Consider the following 25230-nt stretch of genomic DNA (forward strand, 5'->3'; position numbering starts at 1 on the left):
AATATCCAGGCCCGCAATGCAAAAAGCCGCCCACCTTGCGGAGGACGGCTTTCGCGACAGCGCCCGGAGGCGCTGCCAGGCAGCGAGGCGAATTAACGCTTCGAGAACTGCTTTGCGCGGCGTGCTTTACGCAGGCCGACTTTCTTACGCTCGACTTCACGGGCGTCACGGGTGACGAAACCGGCACGTGCCAGGTCGCCCTTGAGGCCTGCGTCGTAGTCGATCAGTGCGCGGGTGATGCCGTGACGGACGGCGCCAGCCTGGCCCGATTCGCCACCGCCGTGCACGTTGACCTTGATGTCGAAACGCTCGACGTTGCCGGTCAGTTCCAGCGGCTGACGGATGACCATCAGGCCGGTTTCGCGCGAGAAGTATTCGTTCGCAGGCTTGCCGTTCACGACGATCAGGCCGGTGCCGGCTTTGATGAACACGCGAGCGACTGCACTCTTGCGACGGCCGGTGCCGTAGTTGTAGTTACCGATCATGTCAGTTCCTTAGAGGGTCAGTGCTTGTGGTTGCTGTGCTGCGTGCGGGTGCGAACCTTCCGCGTACACTTTCAGCTTCTTGATCATTGCATAGCCCAGCGGGCCCTTCGGCAGCATGCCTTTGACAGCCTTTTCCAGGGCACGGCCCGGGAAGCGCTGTTGCATTTTCAGGAAGTTGGTTTCGTAGATACCGCCCGGGTAGCCCGAGTGACGGTAGTAGGTCTTCTGGGTGGCCTTGGTGCCGGTCACGCGCAGCTTGCCTGCATTGACGACGATGATGTAGTCGCCGGTATCGACGTGCGGAGTGAACTCCGGCTTGTGCTTGCCGCGCAGTCGGAGTGCCACTTCGCTGGCAACACGTCCGAGGACCAAGTCCGTCGCGTCAATCACCAACCAGTCGCGCTGGACTTCATGGCCCTTAGCGGAAAAAGTTTTCATGATGACTTCCTAAATAGGTTAAATGCTCACTGTGGTGGTTCCGCCCTTGCTGCAGCGGACTCTGCCTTATTATCTTCCCCGAGCAAAGGGAAAGCCCACGATGATAGCCGAACAGGGCCATGCCCGTCAATGCGGACAAGGTCCTGCTGTCGCATTTTCCCTGCCCCGGCCATGCCCGCCGCGCATTCCCTCGGCCAGCCCGCCCGTTCCGCATAAATTCATGCGAGTGCGCAACTAATTCGTTGACCGCCAAAACGATGCCACTCTACTATGCAGGCGTCCTTTGAGGAGATTGTGTGAAGACAAGATCGTTACTCCCGCTCGCCGCCTTCTGGCTGGCAGCCTCCACGGCCGGTGCGGCGCCCGCCGCCGGTGCCGGCGCCGTTCGCAACTGCCACCTGCCCGGCGTCACCGCGACCCTGCGCTGCGTCGGCATCGACGTGCCGCTCGACCATGCCAAGCCGACCGGTCCCAAGCTGAAGCTGCACGTCACGATCGCACCGGCGCATCGCCAGGGCGTGCGCGGCGACCCGCTGTTCGTGCTGGCCGGCGGCCCCGGCGAGGCGGGCAGCGACGTCGCGCCCCTGCTGGGCACCGCCTTCAGCCGGGTGCGCGCCACCCGCGACATCGTGTTCATCGACCAGCGCGGCACCGGCCGCTCGGGCAAGCTCGACTGCAAGAGCAAGCCGGAACACGAGCGCATGAGTGAAGACCAGCTGGAAGCGGAACTGCTTGCCTGCATCGCGGCCGCGAAAGTGCCGTTCGGCGCCTATACCACCGAGGCCGCCGCGCGCGACCTGGAACTGGTGCGCCAGGCGCTCGGCTACCGCACGGTCAACGTGTTCGGCGGCTCCTACGGCACCCGCCTCGGCCAGGCCTATGCGCGCCTGTATCCGTCCAGCGTGCGTTCGCTGGTGCTGGACGGCGTGGCCGCGCCCGACCAGGTCATCCCGGCCGGCGCGCGCGACGGCCAGGCCGCTCTCGACAAGATGTTCGCCCAGTGCGCCCAGGACGCCGGCTGCAGCAAGGCCTTCCCCAAACTGCGCGCCGAATTCGACGGCCTGGTGGCCAAGCTCGAAGCGGCACCCCTGAAACTGTCGCTGCCCGATCCGCGCACCGCGCAGCCGGCCGAGTACACCATGACCGCCGCCCGCTTCCTCGGCACCGTGCACGGCATCCTGTATTCGCCGGCCGACGCGCGCCGCCTGCCCTTCCTGATCCACAATGCCGCGCAGGGACAATGGCGCCCCTTCGTCGCGCGCCAGAACCTGGCGGGCGACTTCGGCGGCGAAGGCCATATCGCGACGCTGCTGCATTTCGCGGTCGTGTGCGCCGAGGACGTGCCGCGCATGACGCCCGAGCTCCTCGCGGCCGACGCCGGCAAGCTGACCAAGACCCTGGCCGACAAGATGCCGGCCCTGTGCAAGTCGATGAACGTGCCCGCCGTGCCCTACAAGGAGCCATCGCGGATCGAGGCTCCTGCCCTGCTGCTGTCCGGCGCGCTCGATCCGGTCACCCCGCCGCGCCGCGCCGAACGCGCCGCCAGCTACATGGCCCGCGCCCAGCACGTGGTGGTGGACAACGTCGGCCACGGCGTCTCGCAGCTCGGCTGCGCGCCGCGCCTGCTGCGCGCTTTCCTGGACAAGCCGCAGGACAAGCTGGACGCCAGCTGCCTGAAACAGATTCCGCCCCCGACCTTCCAGCTCGGCAGCGCCGGCCCGCAACCATAAGGCAACGACCATGATCGAAGTTCACGATGTACGCAAGAAGTTCGGCGCCGTCCAGGCGCTGGGTGGTGTCAGTTTCACCGCGCGCGATGGCCAGATCACCGCGCTGCTCGGCCCGAATGGCGCCGGCAAGACCACCCTGCTGCGCACCCTGGTCGGCCTGCTCAAGCGCGACGAAGGCACGATCTCGATCGACGGCGTCGATCCGGAAAAGGACCCGATGGAGGTACGCCGCAACATCGGCTTCCTCACCGACCAGTTCGGGCTGTACGAGCGCCTCAGCACGCGCGAATACCTCGTCTATTTCGGCGAGCTGAACGGCATGAAGCGCGCCGCGCTCGACCAGCGCATCGAGGAAGTGTCGGCGCTGCTCGGCATGGAAGAGATCCTGGAACGCCGCACCAAGGGCTTCTCGCAGGGCCAGCGCATCAAGGTCGCACTGGCGCGCACCCTGCTGCACCGGCCGCGCCACCTGCTGCTCGATGAACCGAGCCGCGGCCTGGACGTGATGAGCACGCGCGCGCTGCGCACCGCCCTGCACTCGCTGCGCGCGGATGGCTGCTGCGTGATCATGGCGACCCACGTGATGCAGGAAGTCACCGCCCTGTGCGAAGACGTGATCGTGATCGCGGGCGGCCACACGGTGGCGCAGGGCTCGCCCGAAGAACTGTGCCGGCGCACCGGCATCGCCAACCTGGAAGACGCCTTCGTCAGCCTGGTCGGCACCGAGGAAGGAATCGCATGAAGACCAAGCTGTGGGTCATCTACTGGAAAGAGCTGCGCGAGACCCTGCGCGACAAGCGTTCGCTTGGCATGCTCGCCATGTTCACCCTGTTCTACCCGCTGATGATCGGCTTCATGCTGCACACGGGGATCGCGAAGAGCACCAAGACCGAGCGCGAAGGCATCGAGCTGGCCGTGATCGGCGGCGCCAGGGCGCCGACCCTGATGTCGCAGCTGGCGCAGAAGAACATCACGGCGAAGGAAACCGCGCCGATGGACGAAGAGGCCATCGGCGAACTGCTGCGCTCCAAGAAGATGGCGGCCGTGCTGCGCCTGCCGGAGGACTTCACCGAGAACTACCAGGCCATGCGCCCTGCGCGCCTCGAGATCTGGTATGACTCGGCCTCGGACCGCGACCGCCAGCGCAAGGATGTGGAAGACGTGCTGGAAGCCTACGGCGCCAACGTCGCCAACGCGCGCCTGCTGGCGCACGGCGTGTCGCCGGCCGCGCTGACCCCGATCCTGGTGCAGCGCTACGACACCGGCACCAATGCTTCGCGCTCGGCGGTCCTGATCGGCAGCATCATCGGCATCCTGTTCTTCCCGGCCTTCATGCTGAGCATGTCGGCGGCGGTCGACAGCACCGCCGGCGAACGCGAACGGCGCTCGCTGGAAGTGCTGATGGCGCAGCCGGCCCGGACCTGGGAACTGGTGTGCGGCAAGTGGCTCGCCGCCAGCACCCTGGCCATCGTCGGCGTCACGCTCGAACTGATCCTGGCGCACCTGATCCTGGGCTGGCTGCCGCTGGAGGAACTGGGCATGACCTGGAGCCTGGGCTGGGGCCAGCTGCTGCTGGTGTGCGCGGTGACGGTGCCGCTGGCGCTGCTGGGCGGCGCCCTGCACGTGACCCTGGCGATGAATTCCAAGTCGTTCAAGGAAGCGCAGACCATGATCAGCTTCGTGCTGCTGGTGCCGATCATCCCGGGCCTGGTGGTGTCCTTCATGGAGCTCAAGACCGCGCAGTGGATGTACCTGGTGCCGATGCTGTCGAACCAGACCCTGGTGACGGAAATGTCGAAGGCCGGCGGCATCGGCGCCCTGCCCTTCGTGCTGACCTTCCTGTGCTCGGCCATCCCGGCCGTCCTGATCATCGCCTTCGCCAGCTGGCGCATGAAGAGCGAGCGCTACGTGCTGGCAGTGTAAGCACGCAGCACCGGGCAGCGAAGCGAAGGGGGCGCCAAACACGGCGCCCCCTTCTGCCTTACAATGCCCCGCACAGCATCCTCAGCGGAGAACGATCAATGGAAGTCAAAGTCAGCTGGAACGGCCCGTCGGGCATGAGTTTTCGCGCCGAGACCGGCAGCGGCCACATGGTGGCGATGGACGGCGCGCCGGAAGGCGGTGGCCACAACCTGGCGCCGCGCCCGATGGAGATGGTGCTGGCCGGCACCGGCGGCTGCACCGCCTACGATGTCGTGCTGATCCTCAAGCGCGGGCGCGAAGACGTGCGCGGCTGCGAGGTGACGCTGCAGGCGCAGCGGGCCGAGACCGAGCCCAAGGTGTTTACCAAAATTAATTTCCACTTCACGGTCAGCGGGCGCAAGCTGAAACCGGCGGCCGTCGAGCGCGCCGTCACCCTGTCGCACGAGAAGTACTGCTCGGCCTCGATCATGCTGGCCAAGACCGCCGAGATCACGCACACGGTCGAGATCGTCGAGGTGTGAGCCGGCCGCGGGCCGGCCGCCTGCGGGTCAGATGCGGTAGGCGGTGGTGGTCATCACCTTCGACATCGCCGTCATCAGGATGCGCACCGGCAGCGGCGTCTCGGCCGCGCCCAGCGCCTGGGCCGCGGCGCCGTGCGCGATCTCGTCCACCCGCATCTGCTCGACGATGGCGCGCGATTTCGCGTCCTGCGGCGGCAGGGTGTCGAGGTGGCGGTTCAGGTGGGCTTCGACCTGGCGCTCGGTCTCGACCACGAAACCCAGGCTGTGCGGGTCGCCCAGCTTGGCGGCGATCCCGCCCAGCACGTAGGAGCCGGCATACCACAGCGGATTGAGCAGGCTCGGCTGCGAACCCAGCTCCGCCAGGCGCTCGGCCGTCCAGGCCAGGTGGTCTTCTTCCTCGCGCGCCGATTTCTCGAACTGGGCACGGATCGCCGGGCTCTTGCCGAAGCGCGCCTGGGAATCGTACAGCGCCTGGGCGCACACTTCCCCCACATGGTTCACGCGCATCAGGCCGGCGCTGTGGCGGCGCTCGTCGTCGCTCAGCTCGCAATCGGTGGCATGCATGCCGGGGTTGGCGCGGGAAGCGGAAGCGACGCCGCCGACCACGCGCAGGGCCTTGTCGAAACCGGTGATCAGGCGGTCGAGGGAAGAACTGGAACGGTATGCACTCATGATGTCGTCGATGCGAATGGCGAAAACGCCATTATAGGCCCAGCGCCCGGGCTCAGGCGCCCGCCGCCGGCGCCTCGCCCTTGCGGCGCCCGATCCAGTCGGCCAGCGGGCCGGCCGGCGCCAGGCCGGACAGGTTCTTCGCCACCCCCAGGTTCAGCTCGAGCAGGAAGGGAATCGAGGCCACCGGCACTTCCGGGCAATGGCGCTGGAAGGCGTCCATGAAACGCGCCGATTCGACGGTCGGCATCACCTTCGCGCCGCTCATGTACTGCAGCACGCTGGTGATGGTGTGGCCCCGGCCCAGCGTGTGATAGATGAAACGGTTGAAGGCGCGGTCGACCTTCCTGAAATCGATGGTCTCGTCGGTCATCAGGGCCGCGAGGTAGAACAGGCCGAGCGCGACCCGGAACCAGTCGGTCGATTCGGCGCGGTCGCGGCCTTCGCGCATCAGCGCCAGCAGCTTGTCCTGGATGGCCTTGTTCATGCGCCCATTATCCACTTTTCCATCGGGAATGCGTACGGTATTTATCTATAGAAACTAAACATGCGCAGCGTCATGCATCCTGTCATCCGATAATGCAGTCTGGACCACGGAAGGGCCGGTGCGTCGCAGAGATACCACGACCGGCCGGACAATTTAATACAATGCAAGTGTTGAAAAAGCCGTCAGGCAAGCTGGGAGAGCAAGGCATGGAATTGAAAATCCGCAATTTGTCGAAGACCTACGCCAATGGCGTGGTCGCGCTCGACCGCGTCACGCTGACCATCCCGGCCGGGATGTTCGGCCTGCTCGGTCCGAACGGCGCCGGCAAATCGACGCTGATGCGGATCCTGGCGACGCTGCAGGAATGCGATTCCGGCTCGGTCTTCCTGGACGATATCGACGTCCTCGACGAGAAGGACGCGGTGCGCCGCATGCTCGGCTACCTGCCCCAGGATTTCGGCGTCTACCCGAAAGTGACCGCTTACGAACTGCTCGATCATTTTGCCCAGCTCAAGGGCCTGTCGCACAAGGGCCGGCGGCGCGAGGTGGTCGATGGCCTGCTCCAGCAGGTGAACCTGTGGGAGGTGCGCAACCAGCGCCTGGGCGGCTTCTCGGGCGGCATGCGCCAGCGCTTCGGCATCGCCCAGGCCCTGCTGGGCGACCCGCGCCTGATCATCGTCGACGAGCCCACCGCCGGCCTCGACCCGCAGGAGCGGGTACGCTTCCATAACCTGCTGTCGGACATCGGCGAAGACAAGACCGTGATCCTGTCGACCCACATCGTGTCCGACGTGGCCGACCTGTGCGCCAACATGGCGATCATCCACAAGGGCCACGTGCTGCTGTGCGGCGATCCGCAGGAACTGACCTACGAGATCGAAGACTACATCTGGGCGCGCATCGTGACCAAGCAGGAACTGCCGATGTTCCAGAAGCGCCACCAGGTGATTTCCACCCGCCTGCTCACCGGGCGCACCCTGATCCACGTGTACAGCGAGAGCGACCCGGGCGACGGCTTCGAGCCGGCCCGCGCCAGCCTGGAAGACGTCTACTTCGCCACCATCGCGGGCCGTTTCAACGCCGCCGCCGGGGACTGCTAGCATGGCGCCGCTGTTCGCCATCGCCCGCTTCGAGGCGCGCCAGCGCCTCAAGCTGCTGTCGACCTGGATCTATTTCGGCATGTTCCTGGCGCTGGCGATGCTGTGGATGGCGGCCGCCGGCGGCGCCTTCAAGGATGCCCTGGTCACCTTCGGCGGGCGGGTCCTGATCAACGCGCCGCGCCAGATCGCGCTGACCGCGTCCTTCCTCGGCTGCTTCGGCGTGATCGTGGTGGCGGCCGTGATGGGCCGCTCGGTGCAGCAGGACTTCGAATACGAGATGCAGCACTTCTTCTTCAGCGCGCCGATCCGCAAGGCGGACTACGTGCTGGGACGCTTCATCGGCGCCTTCGTCACGCTGGCCGTGATCCTGTCCAGCATCGTGCTGGGCGCCTGGCTGGGCAGCTTCATCCCCGGCATCGAACCCGACCGCCTGGGCCCGAACCTGGTGGCAAGCTACCTGCTGCCCTACGTGTTCACGCTGCTGCCCAACACCTTCATCTTCGGCTCGCTGTTCTTCGTGCTGGCCGCGCTGTCGCGCCGCATGCTGCCGGTCTACGTGGCCAGCATCGTCATGATGATCGGCTACATCGTCGCGCCCTCGCTGGCGCGCGACCTCGACTACAAGACCCTGGCCGCCCTGATCGATCCGTTCGGCACCACGGCCCTGATCCGCCTCACCGAATACTGGCCGATCGCCGAGCGCAACACGCGCCCCGTCACGCTCGAGGGCGTGTACCTGGTGAACCGCGCGATCTGGGCCGGCTTCGGTCTGCTGGTGCTGGTGCTTGGCTACTGGCGCTTCCATACGGTGGGCAGCATCGACCCGCGCCACCGCAAGGGCGCGCAGCTGGCCGAGGTGACGGATGCGCTGGCGCCGCCGCTGTCGGGCACCGCGGCCGATACCCGCGAGGCGCCCGACTTCCAGCAGCGCAGCCTGGCCATCCTGCTCGGCAAATCGGTGCTGTACAACCTGCGCGAATCGAGCAAGAACGTGTACTTCCTGGCGCTGACCGTGGCCGGCGCGCTGATCCTGGCCGCCAGCTCGCTCGACCTCGGTTCGATCTACGGCACCACGACCTATCCGGTCACCTACATAGTGGTGGAACTGATACGCGACGTGTTCCAGCTCTACATGCTGGTGGTGACCACCCTGTTCGCCGGCGAGATGGTGTGGCGCGAGCGCGAGGCGCGCATGTCGCAGATGCTCGATGCGATGCCGGCGCCGAGCTGGCTGCCGCTGGTCGGCAAGACCCTGGCCCTGGTCGGCCTGCAGGCCCTGCTGCTGCTGATGGCGATGGCGGTCGGCATGCTGATCCAGCTGTTCAAGGGCTACTTCGGCCTCGAACCGGGCCTCTACCTGCGCTACCTGTTCACGGTGCTGCTGCCGCAGTACGCGCTGCTGGCGGTGGCGGCGGTGGCGGTGCAGGTGATCGTCAACAACCGCTACCTGGCCTACTTCATCCTGATTACGCTTTACCTGACGCTCGGCACTGCCCAGGGCTACGGCTATGACCACCCGATGCTGGTGTACGGCAGCACCCCGGCCTTCACCTATTCGGCGATGAACGGTTTCGGCCATTATCTGCTGCGCGAGCACCTGTTCCAGCTGTACTGGGGCGGCATGGCCCTCATGCTGATGGTGGCGGCGCGCGTGCTGTGGACGCGCGGCGTCGACAGCGGCTGGCGCGAGCGCCTGCGCCTGGCGCGCCGCAACCTGTCGCTGCCGGTGCTGGCCGGCTTCGGCGCCGGATTGCTGGTGTTCGCCGGCAGCGGCGTCCTGCTGGCCTACGAGCTGCATGCCGGCGGCTACCGCACCACGGCCCACCAGGAACGCGACCGCGCCGAATACGAGCTGCGCTACCACCGCTACGCCCGCCTGGCGCAGCCGCGCATCGCCGACGTGCGGCTGCAGGCCGACCTGCGCCCCGAGGGGCGCAGCATGGCCGTGCAGGGCAGCTACCTGCTCGAGAACCGCAGCGGCCAGCCGCTGTCGGACGTGGTCCTGTACCAGCAGCGCGGCGCCCGGTTCGAGGCCAGCTTCTCGGCCCCGGCCCAGCTGCGCCTGGCCGATCCCGAGCGCGGCTTCTATCACTACCGCCTGGCGCGGCCCCTGCCACCTGGCGGGCGCATCAGCTTCGACTTTCGCGTCAGCTACCAGCCGGGCGGCCTGCTGGGCCTGGGCCAGGATACCCCGGTGGTCGGCAATGGCACCTTCTTCACCAACGAGGTGCTGCCACGCATCGGCTACCAGAACGCGGTTGAACTGACGGACGACCGCGACCGCAAGCGGCGCGGCCTGCCGCCCAAGGACCCGATGCCCGCGCGCGACGACCCGGCCGCACGCGCCAACAACGGCCTCGGCGTGGACGCCGACTGGATCGGCTTCGACGCGGTGGTTTCCACCAGCCCGGACCAGGTCGCGATCGCGCCCGGCACGCTGGAGAAGGAATGGATGGACAAGGGACGGCGCTACTTCCACTACCGGGTGGACAAGCCGATCCTGAACTTCTACGCGGTCCAGTCGGCGCGCTACGAGGTGCGGCACGACCGCTGGCAGGACGTGACCATCGACGTGTACTACCACCCGGGCCACGGCTACAACGTGGAGCGCATGATCCGTGGCGCCCAGGCCGGCCTGGATTACGCGTCGCGCCGCTTCGGTCCCTATCAGTTCCGCGAACTGCGCATCGTCGAGTTCCCGCGCTATGGCCACTACGGACAAGCCTTCCCGGGCACCATCCCGCTCTCGGAAAGCATGGGCTTCATCGCCCGCATCGACGCCGATTCGCCCAAGGACATCGACTATCCGTTCTACGTGAGCGCGCACGAAGTCGCGCACCAGTGGTGGGGCCACCAGCTGGTGGGCGCCAACGCGCGCGGCGCGACCGTGCTGTCGGAGAGCCTGTCGGAGTACACGGCGCTGATGGTGATGAAGCGCGCCGTGGGCGGCGACAAGATGCGCCGCTTCCTGCGCTACAACCTGGACGCCTACCTGATGGGCCGCGCCACCGAGCGCCGCAAAGAACTGCCGCTGGCCCAGAACGAGAACCAGGACTACGTCCATTACCGCAAGGGCAGCCTGGCGCTCTACCTGCTGGCCGACCTGCTGGGCGAGGACACGGTCAACGGTGTCCTGCGCAGCCTGCTGCAGCAGCATGCGTTCAAGGGCGCGCCCTACCCCACCGTACTGGCCCTGGTGGACGCGCTGCGCGCCGTGACGCCGCCCGACAAGGCCTACCTGATCGACGACCTGTTCGAGCACATCGTCCTGTACGAGAACCGCGCCGACAGCGCCAGCGCGCGCCAGCGCCCGGACGGCAAGTACGAGGTCACCATCAAGGCCCATGCCGGCAAGGTGCGTGCCGGCGAGCTGGGTGACGAGAAAGCGGCGCCGCTGAAGGACTACATCGAATTCGGCGTCGACGACCGCAACGGCAATCCACTGGTACGCGAGCGGCGCCTGGTCGACCGGGCCGAGCAGAACGTCACGCTGGTGGTCGGCGCGCGTCCCGCACGCGCCGGGATCGATCCCGACAACAAGCTGATCGATCGAAAACCAACAGATAACATGGTCGCCGTCGACAAGCGCTGAAACAATAGTTACTATTACCAAATATTTCCCAGAGGTGAATCATGTCGAACCTGGTTGCCGAGATCGCAGAGAAGATCAAGCTGCTCAGCACGGACGAGCAACACGCGCTGCTTCGGATGCTCCTCCAGGACACCGAGGTCGCGGACGAGGATGCCGACCAGGCCTGGCGCGACGAGGTGGTACGCCGTGTAAAGGCGATCCGCAGCGGCGAAGCCGCCCTGCGCGCCCTGCAGGAATGGCAGGACTGAGCGCCTGCTCCGTATCTGTTCCCGGAAACCGCGGCATGGCCGCGGTTTTGCATTTCCGGCCGCTTGCGGCGAAGGATCCTGCCGATGAAACGACTGTTCGCCCTGCTTTCCCTCTCCATGGCCGCGCTGTGCGCCCAGGCGGCGCCGCCTGCCCATGCCACCCATGCCTCCCTGGATGCCCGCCTGGCCAGCCTGCATCAGGCCTCGAGGCTGCCCGGCTTCGCGGTGGCCGTGGTGTCGGACAAGGACGTGCTCTACCAGCGCGGCTTTGGCTACGCCGACCTGCAGGCCCGGCGCCCGTATACGGTGGATACCGTGCAGAACGTCGGCTCGGTCAGCAAGACCGTGATCGGGGTGGCGCTGGTCAAGGCGATCGAACTCGGCTACTTCGGCCTGGACACCGAGATCGACAGCATCCTGCCGTTCAAGGTGCGGCATCCGCATACCGGCCTGCCCATCACGGTACGCCACCTGGTGACGCACACCTCAGGCATCCTGGATGACGACGAGGTATACGGTCACTCCTATATCGTGCTGCCGGGCTCCGGCCAAACGAGTCCGCTGCGGGAGCAATTCGCGCGCACATTCACCGTACCGGGCCGCGCCGACCCCGGCCTGGGCGCCTTTCTGAAGGATTACCTGGCCGTGGGCGGACGCCACTACAAGCCGGGCAACTTCGCAAAGCCTGCTCCCGGCAGCGCCTACCACTACTCGAACATCGGCTCCGCCCTGGCGGCCTACCTGGTGGAGCTCAGGAGCGGCGAGCGCTTCGACGAGTTCACCCGGCGCACGATCTTCGCACCGCTGCAGATGCGCGCCACCTCCTGGCGCGCCGATCCGGCGCATGCCGGACGCCAGGCCCTGGCCTACAACCGCCGCCACCAGCCCTATCCACCGTATGCGCTGATCACCTATCCGGATGGCGGCCTGACCACGTCCGCCGCCGACCTGACGCGCTTCCTGATGGCGATGGTGAAGGGTTACAAGGGTGGCGAGGGGGTGCTGAGCAAGGCTGGTTTCACGCTGCTGTTCGACCCGCAGTTCGCGCCTGACGCCCTGCCCGCCGGCAGTCCGGCCGGGGAGCCGAACAGCGGGGTATTCTGGCGCATCCGGCGCAATGGCCAGGTCGGGCATACCGGCAGCGATCCGGGCGTGACCGCCTTCATGTTCATCGATCCGGCCAGCAGCACCGGCCGCCTCTTGATCACGAACACGGAATTCAGCGGCCCCGGCGAAGAGGACGATCCGAAGCTGGTGCGCCAGTTCAGGGAAGTCTGGCAGACACTGGGGGAGGTGCGGGGCGAAGTGCGCTAGCCTTGCCCGCATGGGCGCGCAGCGCGATCCGCATCTCGTCGATGATGCCGGCCATGTTCGCGTCCATCGGCGCGCTGCGCTGCTTCAGGAGCAGTGTGCCGTGGCCGGGCGTGGTGCAATGCAGGACCGCGTCCACGGCCTGGTAGCGGCAGCGCGTCGTCGGCCCCGTGTCGTCCGGATTGCCCGGATTGAAAGGCAGGACCACCAGCGTGCCCTCTTCCAGCCGCGCGCGGAACGGCAGGCCCATCGTGATCCGTCCTACCGGCTTGCCCTTGTCCGGACCCGCCGTGAAGACGCCCGGTGGCGAGGAACCGATCAGCAGGCCGAAACCGTCCGCCTCCAGATAGAGCTCGGCTTGCGCGGTGGTGCCGGCGTCCAGCGATTCGGCCGTGCCCCAGACACCGGTCAGGTGGGCCGGCACCGTCTCGCCGGCCATGACCGGCAGCGACCATGCCGATGCCAGCGCCAGCGCCAGTGCCAGCCGCGGCGGCGCGGGCTTCATGCGCGCGTCCAGTAGTCGAGCACCAGTGAGCGCGCCAGGCAGCCGCCCAGCGTGGCGACGAAGTCCTGGTGCGCGGGATGCGCCAGGTAGGCGTCGCGTCCGGCCTCGCTGGTGAAACTCAGGGTGAAACAATGGGTGAACCCATCGTTCAGGCCTTCCGGGCTGACGTTGGTGCCCCACTCATAGGCGGCAATGTCGGCAATCGCGGCGGGCAGCCGGGCGAAATCGGCGACGACGGTATCGATCGCATCCTGGCCGGCTTCGGGCTTGAATGCGAACAGCACCACGTGGCGCAGGAAGGCATTGGGTGGCATCGGGCTGCTCCTTTCGCGTGGGGTTGGTCGCGTGGTGCGGCCGTTTCAGCGCCACGGCAACCGGCCTCGATGCTACACGGACGCGCCGCCGCGGCGCGCCCGCCAGCGCCGGCCCCGGTAGACCTCAGTGGGCCACGTCTGCCTCGGCCACCGCAGCCGCCTGGGCGGGCTTGGCTGCGCGCCGGGCGCTCCCGGCGCGGGCCACGCGCGCCGGCTGGCCACCGCCTGCCAGCGCCGCCCGCGCCGGCTTGCGCGGCAGGGCCTGGACTGGCGCCTGGGACGGTGCCCCCTCGGCCAGGCGGAAGGTGTCGACCAGCTGTGCCAGCCCATCCGCCTGTTCGCGCATCGCGATCGCCGCCGCCGCGGCCTGCTCGACCAGGGCCGCGTTCTGCTGGGTCACGTGGTCCATCTGCACGATCGCGTGGTTCACCTGCTCGATGCCTTCGCGCTGCTCGTCGCTGGCGGCCGCGATCTCGCCGATGATGTCCGAGACCCGCTTCACGCTCGACACCACTTCGTCCATCGTGCGGCCGGCCTGGTCCACCAGGCGCGAGCCGGTCTCGACCCGCGATACCGAGTCGCCGATCAGGTCCTTGATTTCGCGCGCCGCCGCGGCCGAGCGCTGCGCCAGGTTGCGCACCTCGCCCGCCACGACCGCGAAGCCGCGCCCCTGCTCGCCGGCGCGTGCCGCTTCCACCGCCGCGTTCAGGGCCAGGATATTGGTCTGGAAGGCGATGCCGTCGATGACGCTGATGATGTCGGCGATCTTGCGCGATGCCTCGTTGATCGAGCCCATCGTCACCACCACCTCGGCCACCACTTCGCCGCCGCGCGCGGCGGTGTCGGCGGCGCTGGCGGCCAGCTGGTTGGCCTGGCGCGCATTGTCGGCATTCTGCTTGACGGTCGAGGTCAGCTCTTCCATCGATGAGGCAGTCTCTTCCAGCGTGCTGGCCTGCTGTTCGGTGCGGCTCGACAGGTCCTGGTTGCCGGCCGAGATCTCGCCGGCCGCGCTGGCGATGGTGCCGGTACCGGCGCGCACCTGGGCCACGATCGACCCCAGCGAGGTATTCATGTCCTTCAGTGCGGCCATCAGCTCGCCCGCCTCGTCATTGGTACGCACCTTGACCTCGGTGCTCAGGTCGCCCTGCGCCACCTTGCGCGCCAGCTGGACCGCACGGCGCAGCGGCACGCTGATGTTGCGGCCCAGCTGGTAGGCCATGAATACCGCGAGGATGGCGCCGACCAGGCCGCCCCCAACCAGGGTGCGGCGCATGGCCGACTGCAGGGATGCGATTTCCGCCGCCTGCTCGGCCAGCTCCGCCGTTTCGTCCGCCTTCAGCTGGGCGATCACGACCCGCATGGCATCCATGCCGGCCTTGCCCTTGCCTTCGTGTTCGGCCCCGACCACGGCCGCCAGGTCGGCATCGCCGGCGCCGCGGCGCAGCGCGATGGCAGGATCGACCACCTGCGCCAGCCAGTCACGCTGGTGCCGGGCCAGCTGCTGCAGGCGGCCGCGCTGCGCCTCGTCGCCGGCGGTCAGCTCGAGCGACCTGGCAAGGTGGCGCTGGAAGGCGGTCTTGCCGGCGGTGTAGGGTTCCAGCGATGCCTCCTTGCCGGTCAGCGCATAGCCTCGCTGGCCGGTCTCGATGTTCACCAGCGCCAGCAGGGCCGCGTCGATTTCGGCCAGGGTCGCATGGTCGCGCAGGTTGGTCTCGTTGGCGGCGACCAGGGCGGTGAAATTGCCGTAGGCGAGGGCCACCACGATACTGGTGACGCCGACCAGGATGCCATAGCCGAGATAGAGGCGGGTCGCGATTTTCAGGTCAGAGAGCTTCATGGATGTCAGGCAGGTCTGTCTTGTTGGAGTAATGCCTGCAGGCAGGCGACCAGGAAAGAAACTTCAGGTTTGAAACATTCGCTCGATTATTACCGGAACATCGGATTAATGAAAAGCAAATTCTTGTGGTGGTGGGAAATGGAGACAGACGCTATGCAAGATGGCTGACGCAGACGCGCCCCGAGCAAAAAAAAACGCGAACCCGTGGGTTCGCGTTCCTGTGATCGGCGGGGCGGTTTGCTTATTTCTTCGCCGCCGATGCGATCTTCTTGGCCGCCGGCTTGCGCGCCGCGGTCTTGGCAGCCGCCTTGGCGGCCGGCTTGGCGGCCGGCTTGGCCGCGCTCTTGGCCGGTGCTTTCCTGGCCGCCTTCACGGCTGGTGCTGCCGTGCCCTCGGCGCCGGCTTCAGCGCCGCCCTCGGCGGCCGGCGCCTTGCCCTTGGCGGCCGGCTTGGCCTTGCGCTCCTCGAACTCGAAGCTGATCTTGCCATCCTTGCCGCGCACGAGGAAGGCCTTGAAAGGCCGGCGGGTACGCTGCGAGATAAAGCCCGGCAGCAGGTCGGTCTTGCCTTCGTTGAGGAGCTTGGCCATCTGCTCCGGGAGGATCTCCTGCTGCAGGATGATGCGGCCGCTGCGGAAGTCGCAGCCTTTCGGCTTGGCGACCGTCTTCTCGCACACGTAGGCCAGGCCCATCTCGTACACGGAGCCAGCGCATTTCGGGCAGGGGCCGAGGGCGGTCTGGCCGGTGAAATCGACGCCTTCACCGTCTTCGCCGTCGTCCTGGTCCTGGCCGAAGTCGAATTCAAGCTTGAAGTTGTTGATGTCCTCGTCGCGCACGATGCGCAGGATCGCCGCGAACGGACGGCCCATCTTCGAGCGGAAGCCCTGCAGCGGGCCGATGGTGCGCTTCTCGAGCAGTTCCTCGACCTCGTTGATCTCGAACTGGCGGCTGCCCGGTGTCTTCGACATCGAGAAGTCGCACTTGGTGCAGGCGAAGCGGCGGTAGTTTTCCTTGACCACGCCGGCGCAGTTCGGGCACGGGGTGCTCAAGGTCGCATAGTCGCCGGGAATCGTCTCGTTGTCGTATTCCTTGGCGCGCTTGACGATAATCTGCGTCATCTGCGCGATCTCGCGCATGAATTCCTCGCGCGAGATCTTGCCCTTCTCCATTTGCGAGAGCTTGAATTCCCACTCGCCGGTCAGCTCGGGTGCGGTCAGTTCGTTCACGCCCAGGCCGCGCAGCAGCGTCATGAGCTGCGACGCCTTCGCGGTCGGGATCAGTTCGCGCCCTTCGCGCACCAGGTATTTTTCGGTCAAGAGGCCTTCGATGATGGCCGCGCGCGTGGCCGGCGTGCCCAAACCCTTGCCGGCCATGGCGTCGCGCAGCTCGTCGGAGTCGACCAGCTTGCCCGCGCCTTCCATCGCCGACAGCAGCGTCGCTTCGGAATAGCGTGCGGGCGGTTTCGTCACCAGGCCGTTCGGCGTGACCTTGTCGGCCAGGACCTTTTCCCCTTTTTGCACCGGCACCAGGTTGGCGCCGTCCTTGTCGTCGCCCGTGGTGTCCTTGCCATATACGGCCAGCCAGCCGGGGCTGGTCATGACCTTGCCCTCGGTCTTGAACTGGTGGCCCGAGACTTCGGTGAAGCGGGTCGTGACCAGGAACTCGGCCGCGGGGAAGAACACCGCCAGGAAGCGGCGGGTAACCAGGTCGTACAGCTTCTGTTCCGGCTCGCTCAGGTTCTTCGGGATCACGCCGGTCGGGATGATGGCGAAGTGGTCCGAGATCTTGGCGTTGTCGAAGATGCGCTTGTTCGGCTTGACCCAGCCCTTGTCCAGCACCTGCTTGGCGAACTGGTGGTAGTTGTTCATCTCGCCCAGCGCACCCATCGTGTTCTTGACGGTGGCGACGTAGTCTTCCGGCAGGTGGCGAGAATCGGTACGCGGGTAGGTCAGCACCTTGTGCTTCTCGTACAGCGCCTGGGCCAGGCCGAGCGTGTTCTTGGCCGAGAAGCCGAAGCGGCCGTTGGCCTCGCGCTGCAGCGAAGTCAGGTCGAACAGGGCCGGCGCCATCGAGGTGGTCGGCTTCGATTCCTCGGTGACCACGCCCTGCTTGCCGCGGCAGGCGGCGACGATCGAATCGGCGGCCGCGCGGCTCCACAGGCGCTCGGCGCGCTTTTCCGGATCGGTCTCGTCCTTCTTGAAGTTCTGGTCCAGCCAGCGGCCTTCGTAGACGCCGGCGGCGCACACGAACTCGGCGCGCACTTCCCAGTAGTCGCGCGGAACGAACTTCTTGATCTTTTCTTCGCGCTCGACCACGATCGACAGGGTCGGGGTCTGCACCCGGCCTACGGTGGTCAGGTAGAACCCGCCCTCTTTCGAGTTGAAAGCGGTCATGGCGCGGGTGCCGTTGATGCCGATCAGCCAGTCGGCTTCCGAACGGCAACGCGCGGCGTCGGCCAGCGGCAGCATCTCTTCGTCGCTGCGCAGGTGGGCGAAGCCGTCGCGGATCGCGTTCGGCGTCATCGACTGCAGCCACAGGCGCTTGACCGGCTGCTTGGCCTTCGCGTTCTGGGCGATCAGGCGGAAGATGAGTTCTCCTTCGCGGCCCGCGTCACATGCGTTGATCAGGGTGGTGACGTCCTTGCGCTTGATCAGCTTGTTCAGCACCTTGAGGCGCGACTCGGTCTTGGCGATCGGGTTCAGCGCGAAGTACGGCGGAATCACCGGCAGGTGCGTAAAGCTCCATTTGCCGCGCTTGACGTCGTACTCCTCGGGCACCGTGATCTCGAGCAGGTGGCCGACGGCGGACGACAGGATGTATTCGTCGGATTCGAAGTACTCATCGTGCTTGGTGAAGCCGCCCAGCGTCTTCGCGATGTCGTTCGCGACCGACGGCTTCTCGGCGATGATGAGGGATTTGGTCATAGTGTTTCTCGGGTGCTCTATATATAAGTGGCTTTTGCCCGCGCATCATACATGCTCCCGGGCGAGACGGTTGTGAAAGCCGTAGTGTCTGAATAGTAACAGTCTCGATGGAGCGGCCAATGATAAGCGCGATCTCGCGCCTCCTGCAAGTGCGCACGGGCGCGCGGGCCAGCATGCCGCGGCCCTGCAGCCCCGCCACGGCCATGCTTGCGCGTGACAATGTGTGAGAATTCGGTGACGTCCGCACGCTAGACTGGACAACCTTCACCCTACCGGCTCCCCGATGAAGCAATTCCTGATCGCATTCCTGTATTGCCTGGCCGCGGCGGCGCAGGCCGCCGACGAGTTCAGCTTTTCCACGCCGCCCGGTCGCCATGGCGTCGGCCTCAGGATCGTGCAGCAGTACGACCACACGCGCCAGTACAAGCCGCGGGTGGACATGCGCACCGGCGAGCCGGTCTCGGGCGAGCGTGCCCGCCCGGTCCAGGCGCTGGTCTGGTATCCGGCCGCGCGCGGCGGCACGCCGCTGAACTTCCGGAATTACATGGAGACCGTCCCCACCGAAGACGACTTCACGACCAGCGCGGCCGAGATCAAGCGCGTGACCGATGCACGCATCGACGGCTTCGCCGGCAAGCGCCGCGCCGCGCTGCTGCGCGAACTGGCCAGGCCGATGCTGGCGGTGCGCGATGCCCGGCCGGCGAGCGGCAGCTTCCCGGTCGTGATCTATGCGCCAGGCTTTTCCGCCAGCGCCATGGAAAACAGCGACCTGTGCGAACTGCTGGCCAGCCATGGCTACGTGGTGCTCGCCGCCGCCTCGATGGGCGCCCATACCCGCTCGATGACGGATGACCTGGAAGGCCTCGAGGCGCAGGTTGCCGACATCGCCTGGCTGATCGGCCATGCACGCACCCTGCCGGGGGCGGACACGAACCAGGTGGCGGTGGTCGGCTTCAGCTGGGGCGGCCTGGCGAATGTGCTGGCCGCGGCCAGGGACGACCGCATCAAGGCCATCGTCAGCCTGGACGGCTCGGTGCGCGGCACCCGTGAATGGGTCGACGGCGGCAAGGACGCGGCGAAGTACGTGACGCCGGCGCGGGTGGCGATCCCGATGCTGTTCGTGGGCCGCCGCCCGCCCACGATCGAAGAACTGAACCGCGCCGAGGTCGACACACGTTTTTCCTTCCTGAACGAGATGCGCTGGTCCGACGTCTATATCACGACCATGCTGCCGATGAAACACATGGACTTCTCGTCCTACAGCGTGCGCGTGGGGCGCGAAGGCAGCTTTGGCGACTACACGCGCGCCGGGATCGCGCTCGCGCACAGCTGGGCCGCGCGCTACGCCCTGCGCTTCCTCGACGCTTACATCAAGGGCGACGCCAGCGCCCTGGCGTTCATGAACAATACCCCGGCCGCGAATGGCGCGCCGCCGCACATGATCCTCACCGATGTGCGGCGCAATGGCGGCAAGACCGCGCCGACGCGCGAGAACTTCGTGGCGCGACTGGGTAGCGAAGGCTTCGAGCACGCGATTGCCCTGCACCGGCAGTTCGCCGCGCAGGGGGCCGGCTTCACGCTCGGTGCGAACGAGATCCATGGCTGGGGCTCGGCGCTGGCGGCGCGCGAGCGCTACGCGCAGGCGCGCGAGATCTTCCGTCTCGGCACCCACCTGTATCCGGACGAACCCTTCCTGCACCAGGGCCTGGCCGAGATGCAGGCGGAGTCGGGCCAGACGGCGGACGCCTTGCGCAGCTACCGGCGCGTGCTCGAACTCGCTCCGCAGCATGCTGCGGCGGCCGCGTTCGTACAGGCGCATGCCAGTATCCCGCCTTGAGGCCGGGCCACACGGAAAAGCAAACGGGGCCTTGCGGCCCCGTCGATGTGTCGGTGGTTCGTGTGCTCAGTGCAGCAGGCGCGGTTCCTGGTCGTCGTCGTCGCCGAACAGGTCGTCGAACATCAGCGCATCGGGCTCCTTGCCCTGGCTCCACAGGACCATCAGCACGATGATCTTGAGCTTGCCCAGCGCCACCGGCGACTCGTCGCAGGCCAGCGCGCGTTCGATGACGATCTCGCGCTGGGTGGGGGTCAGCACCTTGGCGCTCTCGAGGAACTGGATGAAGCCGATCGCGGCCCTGCCCAGTTCGATGTACTCCTCATCCACGTAGTAGCGGATGCCGGTGCAGGCATCGATGGCGTCGGAAACTGCCGCTTCGGTCAGCCCGGACAGCCAGTCCAGCGCCTCGGAAATCTCGATGTCATCGAAACCGACGGCGGACAGCTTGCGTGCCAGGGCCGCCGGCTCGGGGCAGGCGTCAGGACGATAGTACGTCTCGTAGAGGTAGACCAGGATGTCGAACATAGTGACGCTACTGTAGCAGCTAAGCTCGCCGAGGCACAAGCCTGACACGTCCGGCCGTGCGCCAGGGATGGAAAACGTTGTTTCGTGGCCTTATTCGTTCATTCAGTTTTACCGTGATTTAACAAAATAGAGACTGCGCATTTCACAAAAATAACTCAGGAAGAATACTCTTTTTCGCATCTGCCCATGCGCATCGCATACGCTAGCATAGGTATGCTTCGGCCAGGCAGCGCCGCATGAGGCCGTATTGGCGCCTTGCTCAGCAAGGACCGGCAGCGCGGGCACGGACCACCCGCTGCACGCGCCCGTCGGGCAGCCGCTCGAGCAGCCCGGCTAGCTCGAGCGCCAGCAGCTCGCCGGCGAGCCGGCCGGCATCGGCGCCGATCCGTCCCAGCAAGGCATCGGGTTCGACCGGATCGTGGCCCAGCGCCGCCAGCAGCCGGTCATGGCCGGCCGCGGGCGGCGGCGCGGCGGCACGCGCCAGGGGCGAGCAGCGCAGCGCCGCCAGCACCTCGTCCACCGTCTCGACCAGCTGCGCCCCTTCGCGGATCAGCTGGTGGCAGCCCTTGGCCAGCGCTGAATGGATCGAGCCTGGCAGCGCGAACACCTCGCGCCCCTGCTCCGCCGCCATCTGCGCCGTGATCAATGAGCCGGACTGTGCCGCCGCCTCGACCACCAGCACGCCGGCCGCCATGCCACTGATGATGCGGTTACGGCGCGGGAAATTGCCCGCGGCCGGAGGCGTGCCGAGCGGGTATTCGCTGACGATGCAGCCTCCCTCGGCAATGCGGTGCGCCAGGGCGCGGTTGCGCGCCGGGTAGACCCGGTCGGCCCCGGTGCCGATCACGGCGATGGTCGAACCGGGACCGCGCAGTGCGCCTTCGTGGGCCGCCGTATCGATGCCGAGCGCCATGCCGGACACCACGCACAGGCCGGCGTGCGACAGCGCTTCGGCAAAGCCTTCCGCATTCGCCCTGCCCTGCGCGCTGGCGTTGCGGCTGCCGACCACGGCGATCATTGGTTCGCCCAGGCGTTCACGCTGGCCGTTTATATGGAGCAGCAGGGGCGGATCGGGAATGTGGCGCAGGGCCGCAGGATAATCGGCGTCGTCCAGCGTGAGCAGGTGGTGCCCGGGCGCAGCCAGCCAGTCCAGCGTGCGCGCGATGCGCTCCGTGAGCGCGGGTGGGGATGGCGCGCACAGGGCGGCGGCCTGGGCCGCCGGCACGTGGGCAGCAAGGGCCGCCTGGCCGGCCCTGAAGATCGCGGCGGGCGAGCCGAAGGCGGCCAGCAGCTTGCGCGCGCCGCGCACGCCCACCCCTTCCGTGCCTTCCAGCCTGATCCAGTCGGCGAAGGCTTGATGGTCCGCGGGGCTGGAGGGAGGGAAGGCCGTGTCTTGCACGCTAGGCTGGTTTCATTCAGGTGATTTGGCCACGTCGCCGACTTCGACCGGCGCCGACACTTGCATGATCAGACCATACGAGACATTGCTGAACACGCGGAAGATGAACAGGCTGCCATATTGCTCGTCGGGCAGCTTGATCTGCTTCCTGCCCATGCCGAGCACGCCCTTGCTGTCCGGGTCCGGCACCGTTCTTCCGAGATGATAAAGCTGCAGCACCGAGCCGACATCGAGTCCGTCAAGGGAACCGCGGTTGACCGTGACGACCTGGCTCTGGCCGGCATAGGTCACGCCGGCATAGATCGACATCACGCGCCCATCGACCGGCTGCGCCGGCGCATGCGGCATGTAGTTGCGCACTGGCGCCGGCGGCATCGGCAGCAGCAGGTCGCCCACGCCCATTTCCTGGCGCGTCTCGGCGACCCGGAAGCTGTGCGCATCCACGCCCGGCGCGGCTTCGCGGTCGAGCGTGACGCTGCCGAGGTAGGCCGCTTCGTGCGCCAGCACCTTGCCGGTCTGCGGATCCTTCAGCGGACCGCTGGGACGGAACACCTGGAAGGTCCGGCCACCGCCCAGCGCGCCCTTGACGTAGACGCGGTCGCCCGTGCCCAGGTACACCCGGCCTTCCTGCGACGCCACGATGCGCGGCGCACTGGCCAGGGCGCCGGCTTCCACCAGCAGCGGCTGGGTCAGGTAGGGTTCGATGCTGCCGGCCCGGATCGACTGCACGGCATCGCGTTCGAGCGGCTCGGTGCGCACCTGCGGCGACAGCTTCAGCAGCGGCGGCTGCCCTGTCCCGTCGCTGCCCGGACGGCTCAGCGACAGGCGTCCGCGCGCGCGGTCGAAATAAATGATTTGGCCCGGGTAGATCCAGTGCGGGTTGCGGATCTCGTCGCGGTTCATGCCCCATACCTGGGGCCAGCACCAGGGATTCTGCAGGAAGGTGCCGGAGATGTCCCACAGGGTATCGCCCTTGACGACCAGGTGCTGGTCGGGAGCGTTCGGGCGGAAGCTGCATGCACTTGCCGGCGTAACAGCCTGGACCGGACTAGCCACGGCAAGCGCGGCCAGCGCCGTGGCAGCAGCGCGGGTCACGACTGTGCTAAAATTTTTCATTGCTTACGTCCGTCATGTGTCCGTGGATTGCGGCTTTGACACCGGATGGCTGGCGGCGCACGCCTTGGCGCTGATCGTCCCGCTGAAATGCAGCGCGGCGCTCCACTGTGATCGATAAAGTTTGCGTGCTAAAGGTTGCCGTACTGAATCAAATTCTGCACATAAATCCCTGAACTAGCAAGACAAACCGCGTCCTGCCGCGGCGCCAGTGTGTTGCATTTCCGTACGCGTGCGCGAACCTTATTGAACTGATATTTCCTCTTGATTTCTTGACCATGGCCCTACTGAAGATCCTCCGCTACCCCGATCCACGCCTGCACAAGGTGGCCAAGCCCGTGACCGAATTCGGCACCGAACGCCTGCGCCAGCTGGTCAAGGACATGGCCGAGACCATGTACGATGCACCGGGCGTCGGCCTGGCCGCCACCCAGGTCGACGTGCACGAGCGCGTGCTCGTCATCGACGTGAGCGAAACCACCGACCAGCTGATGGTCTTCGTCAACCCGGACATCACCTGGGCCAGCGAAGAAAAGCAGGTCTACGACGAAGGCTGCCTGTCGGTGCCTGGCATTTACGACGGCGTCGAGCGTCCTGCGCGCGTGAAAGTCAAGGCCTATGACGTCGAAGGCAAGGAGTTCGAACTCGAGGCCGACGGCCTGCTGGCGGTGTGCATCCAGCACGAGATGGACCACCTGATGGGCAAGGTCTTCGTCGAATACCTGTCGCCGCTCAAGCGCAACCGCATCAAGGCCAAGCTGCAGAAGGAAGAGCGCGGCATGGAGCGCGACGCCCAGCGCGCCGGCGCCCGCCGCTGACAGGGTGCCGATGAAAGTCGTCTTCGCCGGCACGCCCGAGTTCGCCGCCTGCGCCCTGCGCGCCCTGCACGAGGCGGGCTTCGAGATTCCCCTGGTCCTGACCCAGCCCGACCGGCCGGCCGGGCGCGGCATGCAGTTGCAGGCGTCCAGCGTGAAGCAGTACGCGCTGGAGCATGGCATGGAGGTGGCGCAGCCGCTGTCGCTGCGCATGGACAGCAAGGATCCGCAGCGCGCAACTGAAGCGCGCGCCGCGCACGAACGCCTGCTCGCGCTTGACTACGACGTGATGGTGGTGGCGGCCTATGGCCTGATCCTGCCGCGCAGCACGCTCCACATCAGGCCCTGCATCAACATCCACGGTTCGCTGCTGCCGCGCTGGCGTGGCGCCGCGCCGATCCACCGCGCCATCGAAGCGGGCGACTGCGAGACCGGCGTCACCATCATGGGCATGGAGGAAGGCCTGGACACCGGCCCGATGATGCTGGTGGAGCGCGTGCCGATCGCCGACACCGACACCACCGGCAGCCTGCACGACAGGCTGGCCGAACTGGGCGGGCGCATGATCGTCGACGCGCTGCGCAGGATGGAAGCGGGCGTGCTGGAGGCCGTGCCGCAGCCGGCGGACGGCGTGACCTATGCCGCCAAGATCAGCAAGGAAGAAGCGAAGCTCGATTTCAGCCTGCCGGCCGAGCTGCTGTGGCGCCGGGTGCGCGCCTTCAATCCCTTCCCCGGTGCGCACGGGATGGTCGATGGCGTGGCGGTGAAGGTATGGAATGCCGTACTGGCCGAAGGCAGCGGAGCACCGGGCGCGGTGCTGGCGGCCGACACGCAAGGTGTCGTGGTGGCCTGCGGCGGCGGTGCGTTGCGCATGACCGAACTGCAAAAGCCAGGTGGCAAGCGCCTGGCGGCGCCGGACTTCCTCAAGAGTTTCCCGCTCAGCGGAAAAATCTTCTCGTAGTACACGCTGTCGCAGCACGGCCGGCACTGGCTGGCTGGCGCTGCGACGCTCGCTTTCCCAAAAAAGAAAATCGGGGCATTCGCCCCGATCGCTCACTGCTGCTGCGATGCCGCAGCGCGCTGCGCATCCATGTATTCGCGCAGCACCTGGTTGATGCGGGTCTGGTAACCCGGGCCTGCCGACTTGAACCACTCCAGCATGTCCACGTCCAGGCGAATCGTCACGATCTGCTTGACGCCATTGACTGGCGACTTCAGGGCAACAGCCGGTTCTTCGATACGGTTCACCGGTTGCTCCCAATCCGGCTCATACTCTTTGTTCATGCAATCATCCCGTTAAAAGCTTCGCCAACAATGTGGCGACGAGTTAATTGTAGTCCGTGTATGTAACGTAAAGATTGCGGAAGCGCCAGGTTTTGTAACATTGTGTATCAATACAGCCGATACATACATAAAGATACATACACGAAACCGTTATTTGCGCGCTTTTCGGGTCAG

Annotated in this window: 23 protein-coding genes; 11 read left to right on the forward strand and 12 right to left on the reverse strand. The window is 66.6% G+C overall.

From position 1 onward, the window contains the following. Window positions 1-92: 92 nt before the first annotated feature. Both rpsI and rplM read right to left on the reverse strand, forming a co-directional pair. A complete protein-coding gene (rpsI, locus tag LCI23_RS09675) occupies window positions 93-485 on the reverse strand; it encodes a 30S ribosomal protein S9 (RefSeq protein ID WP_027865814.1) in 393 nt (130 codons plus the stop codon). Window positions 486-494: 9 nt separating this feature from the next. Beyond that, window positions 495-923, reverse strand: coding sequence for a 50S ribosomal protein L13 (gene rplM, locus LCI23_RS09680; RefSeq protein ID WP_224946249.1), 429 nt, complete (start codon window positions 921-923; stop codon window positions 495-497). A 296-nt stretch (window positions 924-1219) separates the two neighbouring features. Here rplM and LCI23_RS09685 point away from each other — a divergent pair, with 296 nt between their 5' ends. From LCI23_RS09685 to LCI23_RS09700, 4 genes are all read left to right on the forward strand, one after another. Then, window positions 1220-2653 carry an alpha/beta fold hydrolase gene (locus LCI23_RS09685; RefSeq protein WP_224946250.1) on the forward strand — a complete coding sequence of 478 codons (1434 nt, stop codon included), beginning with the start codon at window positions 1220-1222 and terminating at the stop codon, window positions 2651-2653. Between the two features lie 10 nt (window positions 2654-2663). Further along, the gene (locus tag LCI23_RS09690; protein WP_224946251.1) at window positions 2664-3395 is read left to right on the forward strand and encodes an ATP-binding cassette domain-containing protein; all 732 of its coding nucleotides are present in this window, start codon (window positions 2664-2666) and stop codon (window positions 3393-3395) included. Next, window positions 3392-4576 carry an ABC transporter permease gene (locus LCI23_RS09695; RefSeq protein ID WP_224946252.1) on the forward strand — a complete coding sequence of 395 codons (1185 nt, stop codon included), beginning with the start codon at window positions 3392-3394 and terminating at the stop codon, window positions 4574-4576. The genes LCI23_RS09690 and LCI23_RS09695 overlap by 4 nt, the downstream gene beginning before the upstream one ends. Before the next feature lie 98 nt (window positions 4577-4674). Further along, entirely contained in the window at window positions 4675-5097 is a 423-nt protein-coding gene (locus LCI23_RS09700) for an OsmC family protein (protein ID WP_224946253.1), read from the forward strand. A gap of 27 nt (window positions 5098-5124) precedes the next feature. Here the strand turns inward: LCI23_RS09700 and coq7 are convergent, their stop codons facing one another. Next, the gene (gene coq7, locus LCI23_RS09705; RefSeq protein ID WP_224946254.1) at window positions 5125-5769 is read right to left on the reverse strand and encodes a 2-polyprenyl-3-methyl-6-methoxy-1,4-benzoquinone monooxygenase; all 645 of its coding nucleotides are present in this window, start codon (window positions 5767-5769) and stop codon (window positions 5125-5127) included. Between the two features lie 52 nt (window positions 5770-5821). Continuing rightward, window positions 5822-6253 carry a hypothetical protein gene (locus tag LCI23_RS09710; RefSeq protein ID WP_224946255.1) on the reverse strand — a complete coding sequence of 144 codons (432 nt, stop codon included), beginning with the start codon at window positions 6251-6253 and terminating at the stop codon, window positions 5822-5824. 206 nt (window positions 6254-6459) lie between these two features. Between LCI23_RS09710 and LCI23_RS09715 the strand changes: the two genes are divergently transcribed. The 4 genes from LCI23_RS09715 (at window position 6460) to LCI23_RS09730 (ending at window position 12507) form a co-directional block, all read left to right on the forward strand. Further along, window positions 6460-7353 carry an ABC transporter ATP-binding protein gene (locus LCI23_RS09715; RefSeq protein WP_224946256.1) on the forward strand — a complete coding sequence of 298 codons (894 nt, stop codon included), beginning with the start codon at window positions 6460-6462 and terminating at the stop codon, window positions 7351-7353. Between the two features lies 1 nt (window position 7354). Continuing rightward, window positions 7355-10945, forward strand: coding sequence for a M1 family aminopeptidase (locus LCI23_RS09720; protein ID WP_224946257.1), 3591 nt, complete (start codon window positions 7355-7357; stop codon window positions 10943-10945). A 41-nt stretch (window positions 10946-10986) separates the two neighbouring features. Continuing rightward, window positions 10987-11193: an addiction module protein gene (locus tag LCI23_RS09725; RefSeq protein WP_224946258.1), complete on the forward strand. Its 207-nt coding sequence runs from the start codon at window positions 10987-10989 to the stop codon at window positions 11191-11193. Between the two features lie 84 nt (window positions 11194-11277). After that, window positions 11278-12507 (forward strand): serine hydrolase, encoded by a 1230-nt coding sequence (locus tag LCI23_RS09730; protein WP_224946259.1) that lies wholly within the window; start codon window positions 11278-11280, stop codon window positions 12505-12507. On the opposite strand, the gene LCI23_RS09735 is transcribed toward LCI23_RS09730, so the two are convergent. The 4 genes from LCI23_RS09735 to LCI23_RS09750 form a co-directional block, all read right to left on the reverse strand. Next, window positions 12458-13009 (reverse strand): hypothetical protein, encoded by a 552-nt coding sequence (locus tag LCI23_RS09735; protein WP_224946260.1) that lies wholly within the window; start codon window positions 13007-13009, stop codon window positions 12458-12460. The genes LCI23_RS09730 and LCI23_RS09735 overlap by 50 nt on opposite strands. Then, window positions 13006-13323, reverse strand: coding sequence for a Dabb family protein (locus LCI23_RS09740; RefSeq protein WP_224946261.1), 318 nt, complete (start codon window positions 13321-13323; stop codon window positions 13006-13008). The genes LCI23_RS09735 and LCI23_RS09740 overlap by 4 nt, the downstream gene beginning before the upstream one ends. A gap of 124 nt (window positions 13324-13447) precedes the next feature. Then, window positions 13448-15160 (reverse strand): methyl-accepting chemotaxis protein, encoded by a 1713-nt coding sequence (locus LCI23_RS09745; protein ID WP_224946262.1) that lies wholly within the window; start codon window positions 15158-15160, stop codon window positions 13448-13450. Between the two features lie 241 nt (window positions 15161-15401). Beyond that, the gene (locus tag LCI23_RS09750) at window positions 15402-18083 is read right to left on the reverse strand and encodes a DNA topoisomerase III (protein WP_224946263.1); all 2682 of its coding nucleotides are present in this window, start codon (window positions 18081-18083) and stop codon (window positions 15402-15404) included. A 283-nt stretch (window positions 18084-18366) separates the two neighbouring features. Between LCI23_RS09750 and LCI23_RS09755 the strand changes: the two genes are divergently transcribed. Continuing rightward, window positions 18367-19920 carry a dienelactone hydrolase family protein gene (locus LCI23_RS09755; protein WP_224946264.1) on the forward strand — a complete coding sequence of 518 codons (1554 nt, stop codon included), beginning with the start codon at window positions 18367-18369 and terminating at the stop codon, window positions 19918-19920. A gap of 66 nt (window positions 19921-19986) precedes the next feature. On the opposite strand, the gene LCI23_RS09760 is transcribed toward LCI23_RS09755, so the two are convergent. From LCI23_RS09760 to LCI23_RS09770, 3 genes are all read right to left on the reverse strand, one after another. Further along, window positions 19987-20445, reverse strand: coding sequence for a DUF494 family protein (locus LCI23_RS09760; RefSeq protein ID WP_224946265.1), 459 nt, complete (start codon window positions 20443-20445; stop codon window positions 19987-19989). A 259-nt stretch (window positions 20446-20704) separates the two neighbouring features. Then, window positions 20705-21844, reverse strand: coding sequence for a DNA-processing protein DprA (gene dprA, locus LCI23_RS09765; RefSeq protein ID WP_224946266.1), 1140 nt, complete (start codon window positions 21842-21844; stop codon window positions 20705-20707). 12 nt (window positions 21845-21856) lie between these two features. Next, window positions 21857-22960: a LysM peptidoglycan-binding domain-containing protein gene (locus LCI23_RS09770; RefSeq protein WP_224946267.1), complete on the reverse strand. Its 1104-nt coding sequence runs from the start codon at window positions 22958-22960 to the stop codon at window positions 21857-21859. A gap of 275 nt (window positions 22961-23235) precedes the next feature. Here LCI23_RS09770 and def point away from each other — a divergent pair, with 275 nt between their 5' ends. Further along, a complete protein-coding gene (gene def / locus LCI23_RS09775; RefSeq protein WP_224946268.1) occupies window positions 23236-23775 on the forward strand; it encodes a peptide deformylase in 540 nt (179 codons plus the stop codon). Window positions 23776-23785: 10 nt separating this feature from the next. Next, window positions 23786-24733, forward strand: coding sequence for a methionyl-tRNA formyltransferase (gene fmt, locus LCI23_RS09780; protein WP_224946269.1), 948 nt, complete (start codon window positions 23786-23788; stop codon window positions 24731-24733). 92 nt (window positions 24734-24825) lie between these two features. Here fmt and LCI23_RS09785 read toward each other — a convergent pair whose 3' ends face one another. Further along, complete coding sequence (locus LCI23_RS09785) at window positions 24826-25056, reverse strand: BrnA antitoxin family protein (RefSeq protein WP_224946270.1); 231 nt, start codon at window positions 25054-25056, stop codon at window positions 24826-24828. Between the last annotated feature and the right edge of the window lie 174 nt (window positions 25057-25230).

It is taken from the genome of Massilia sp. MS-15 (genome assembly GCF_020176695.1).
GTDB classification, from domain to species: Bacteria; Pseudomonadota; Gammaproteobacteria; order Burkholderiales; family Burkholderiaceae_D; genus Telluria; species Telluria hydrophila.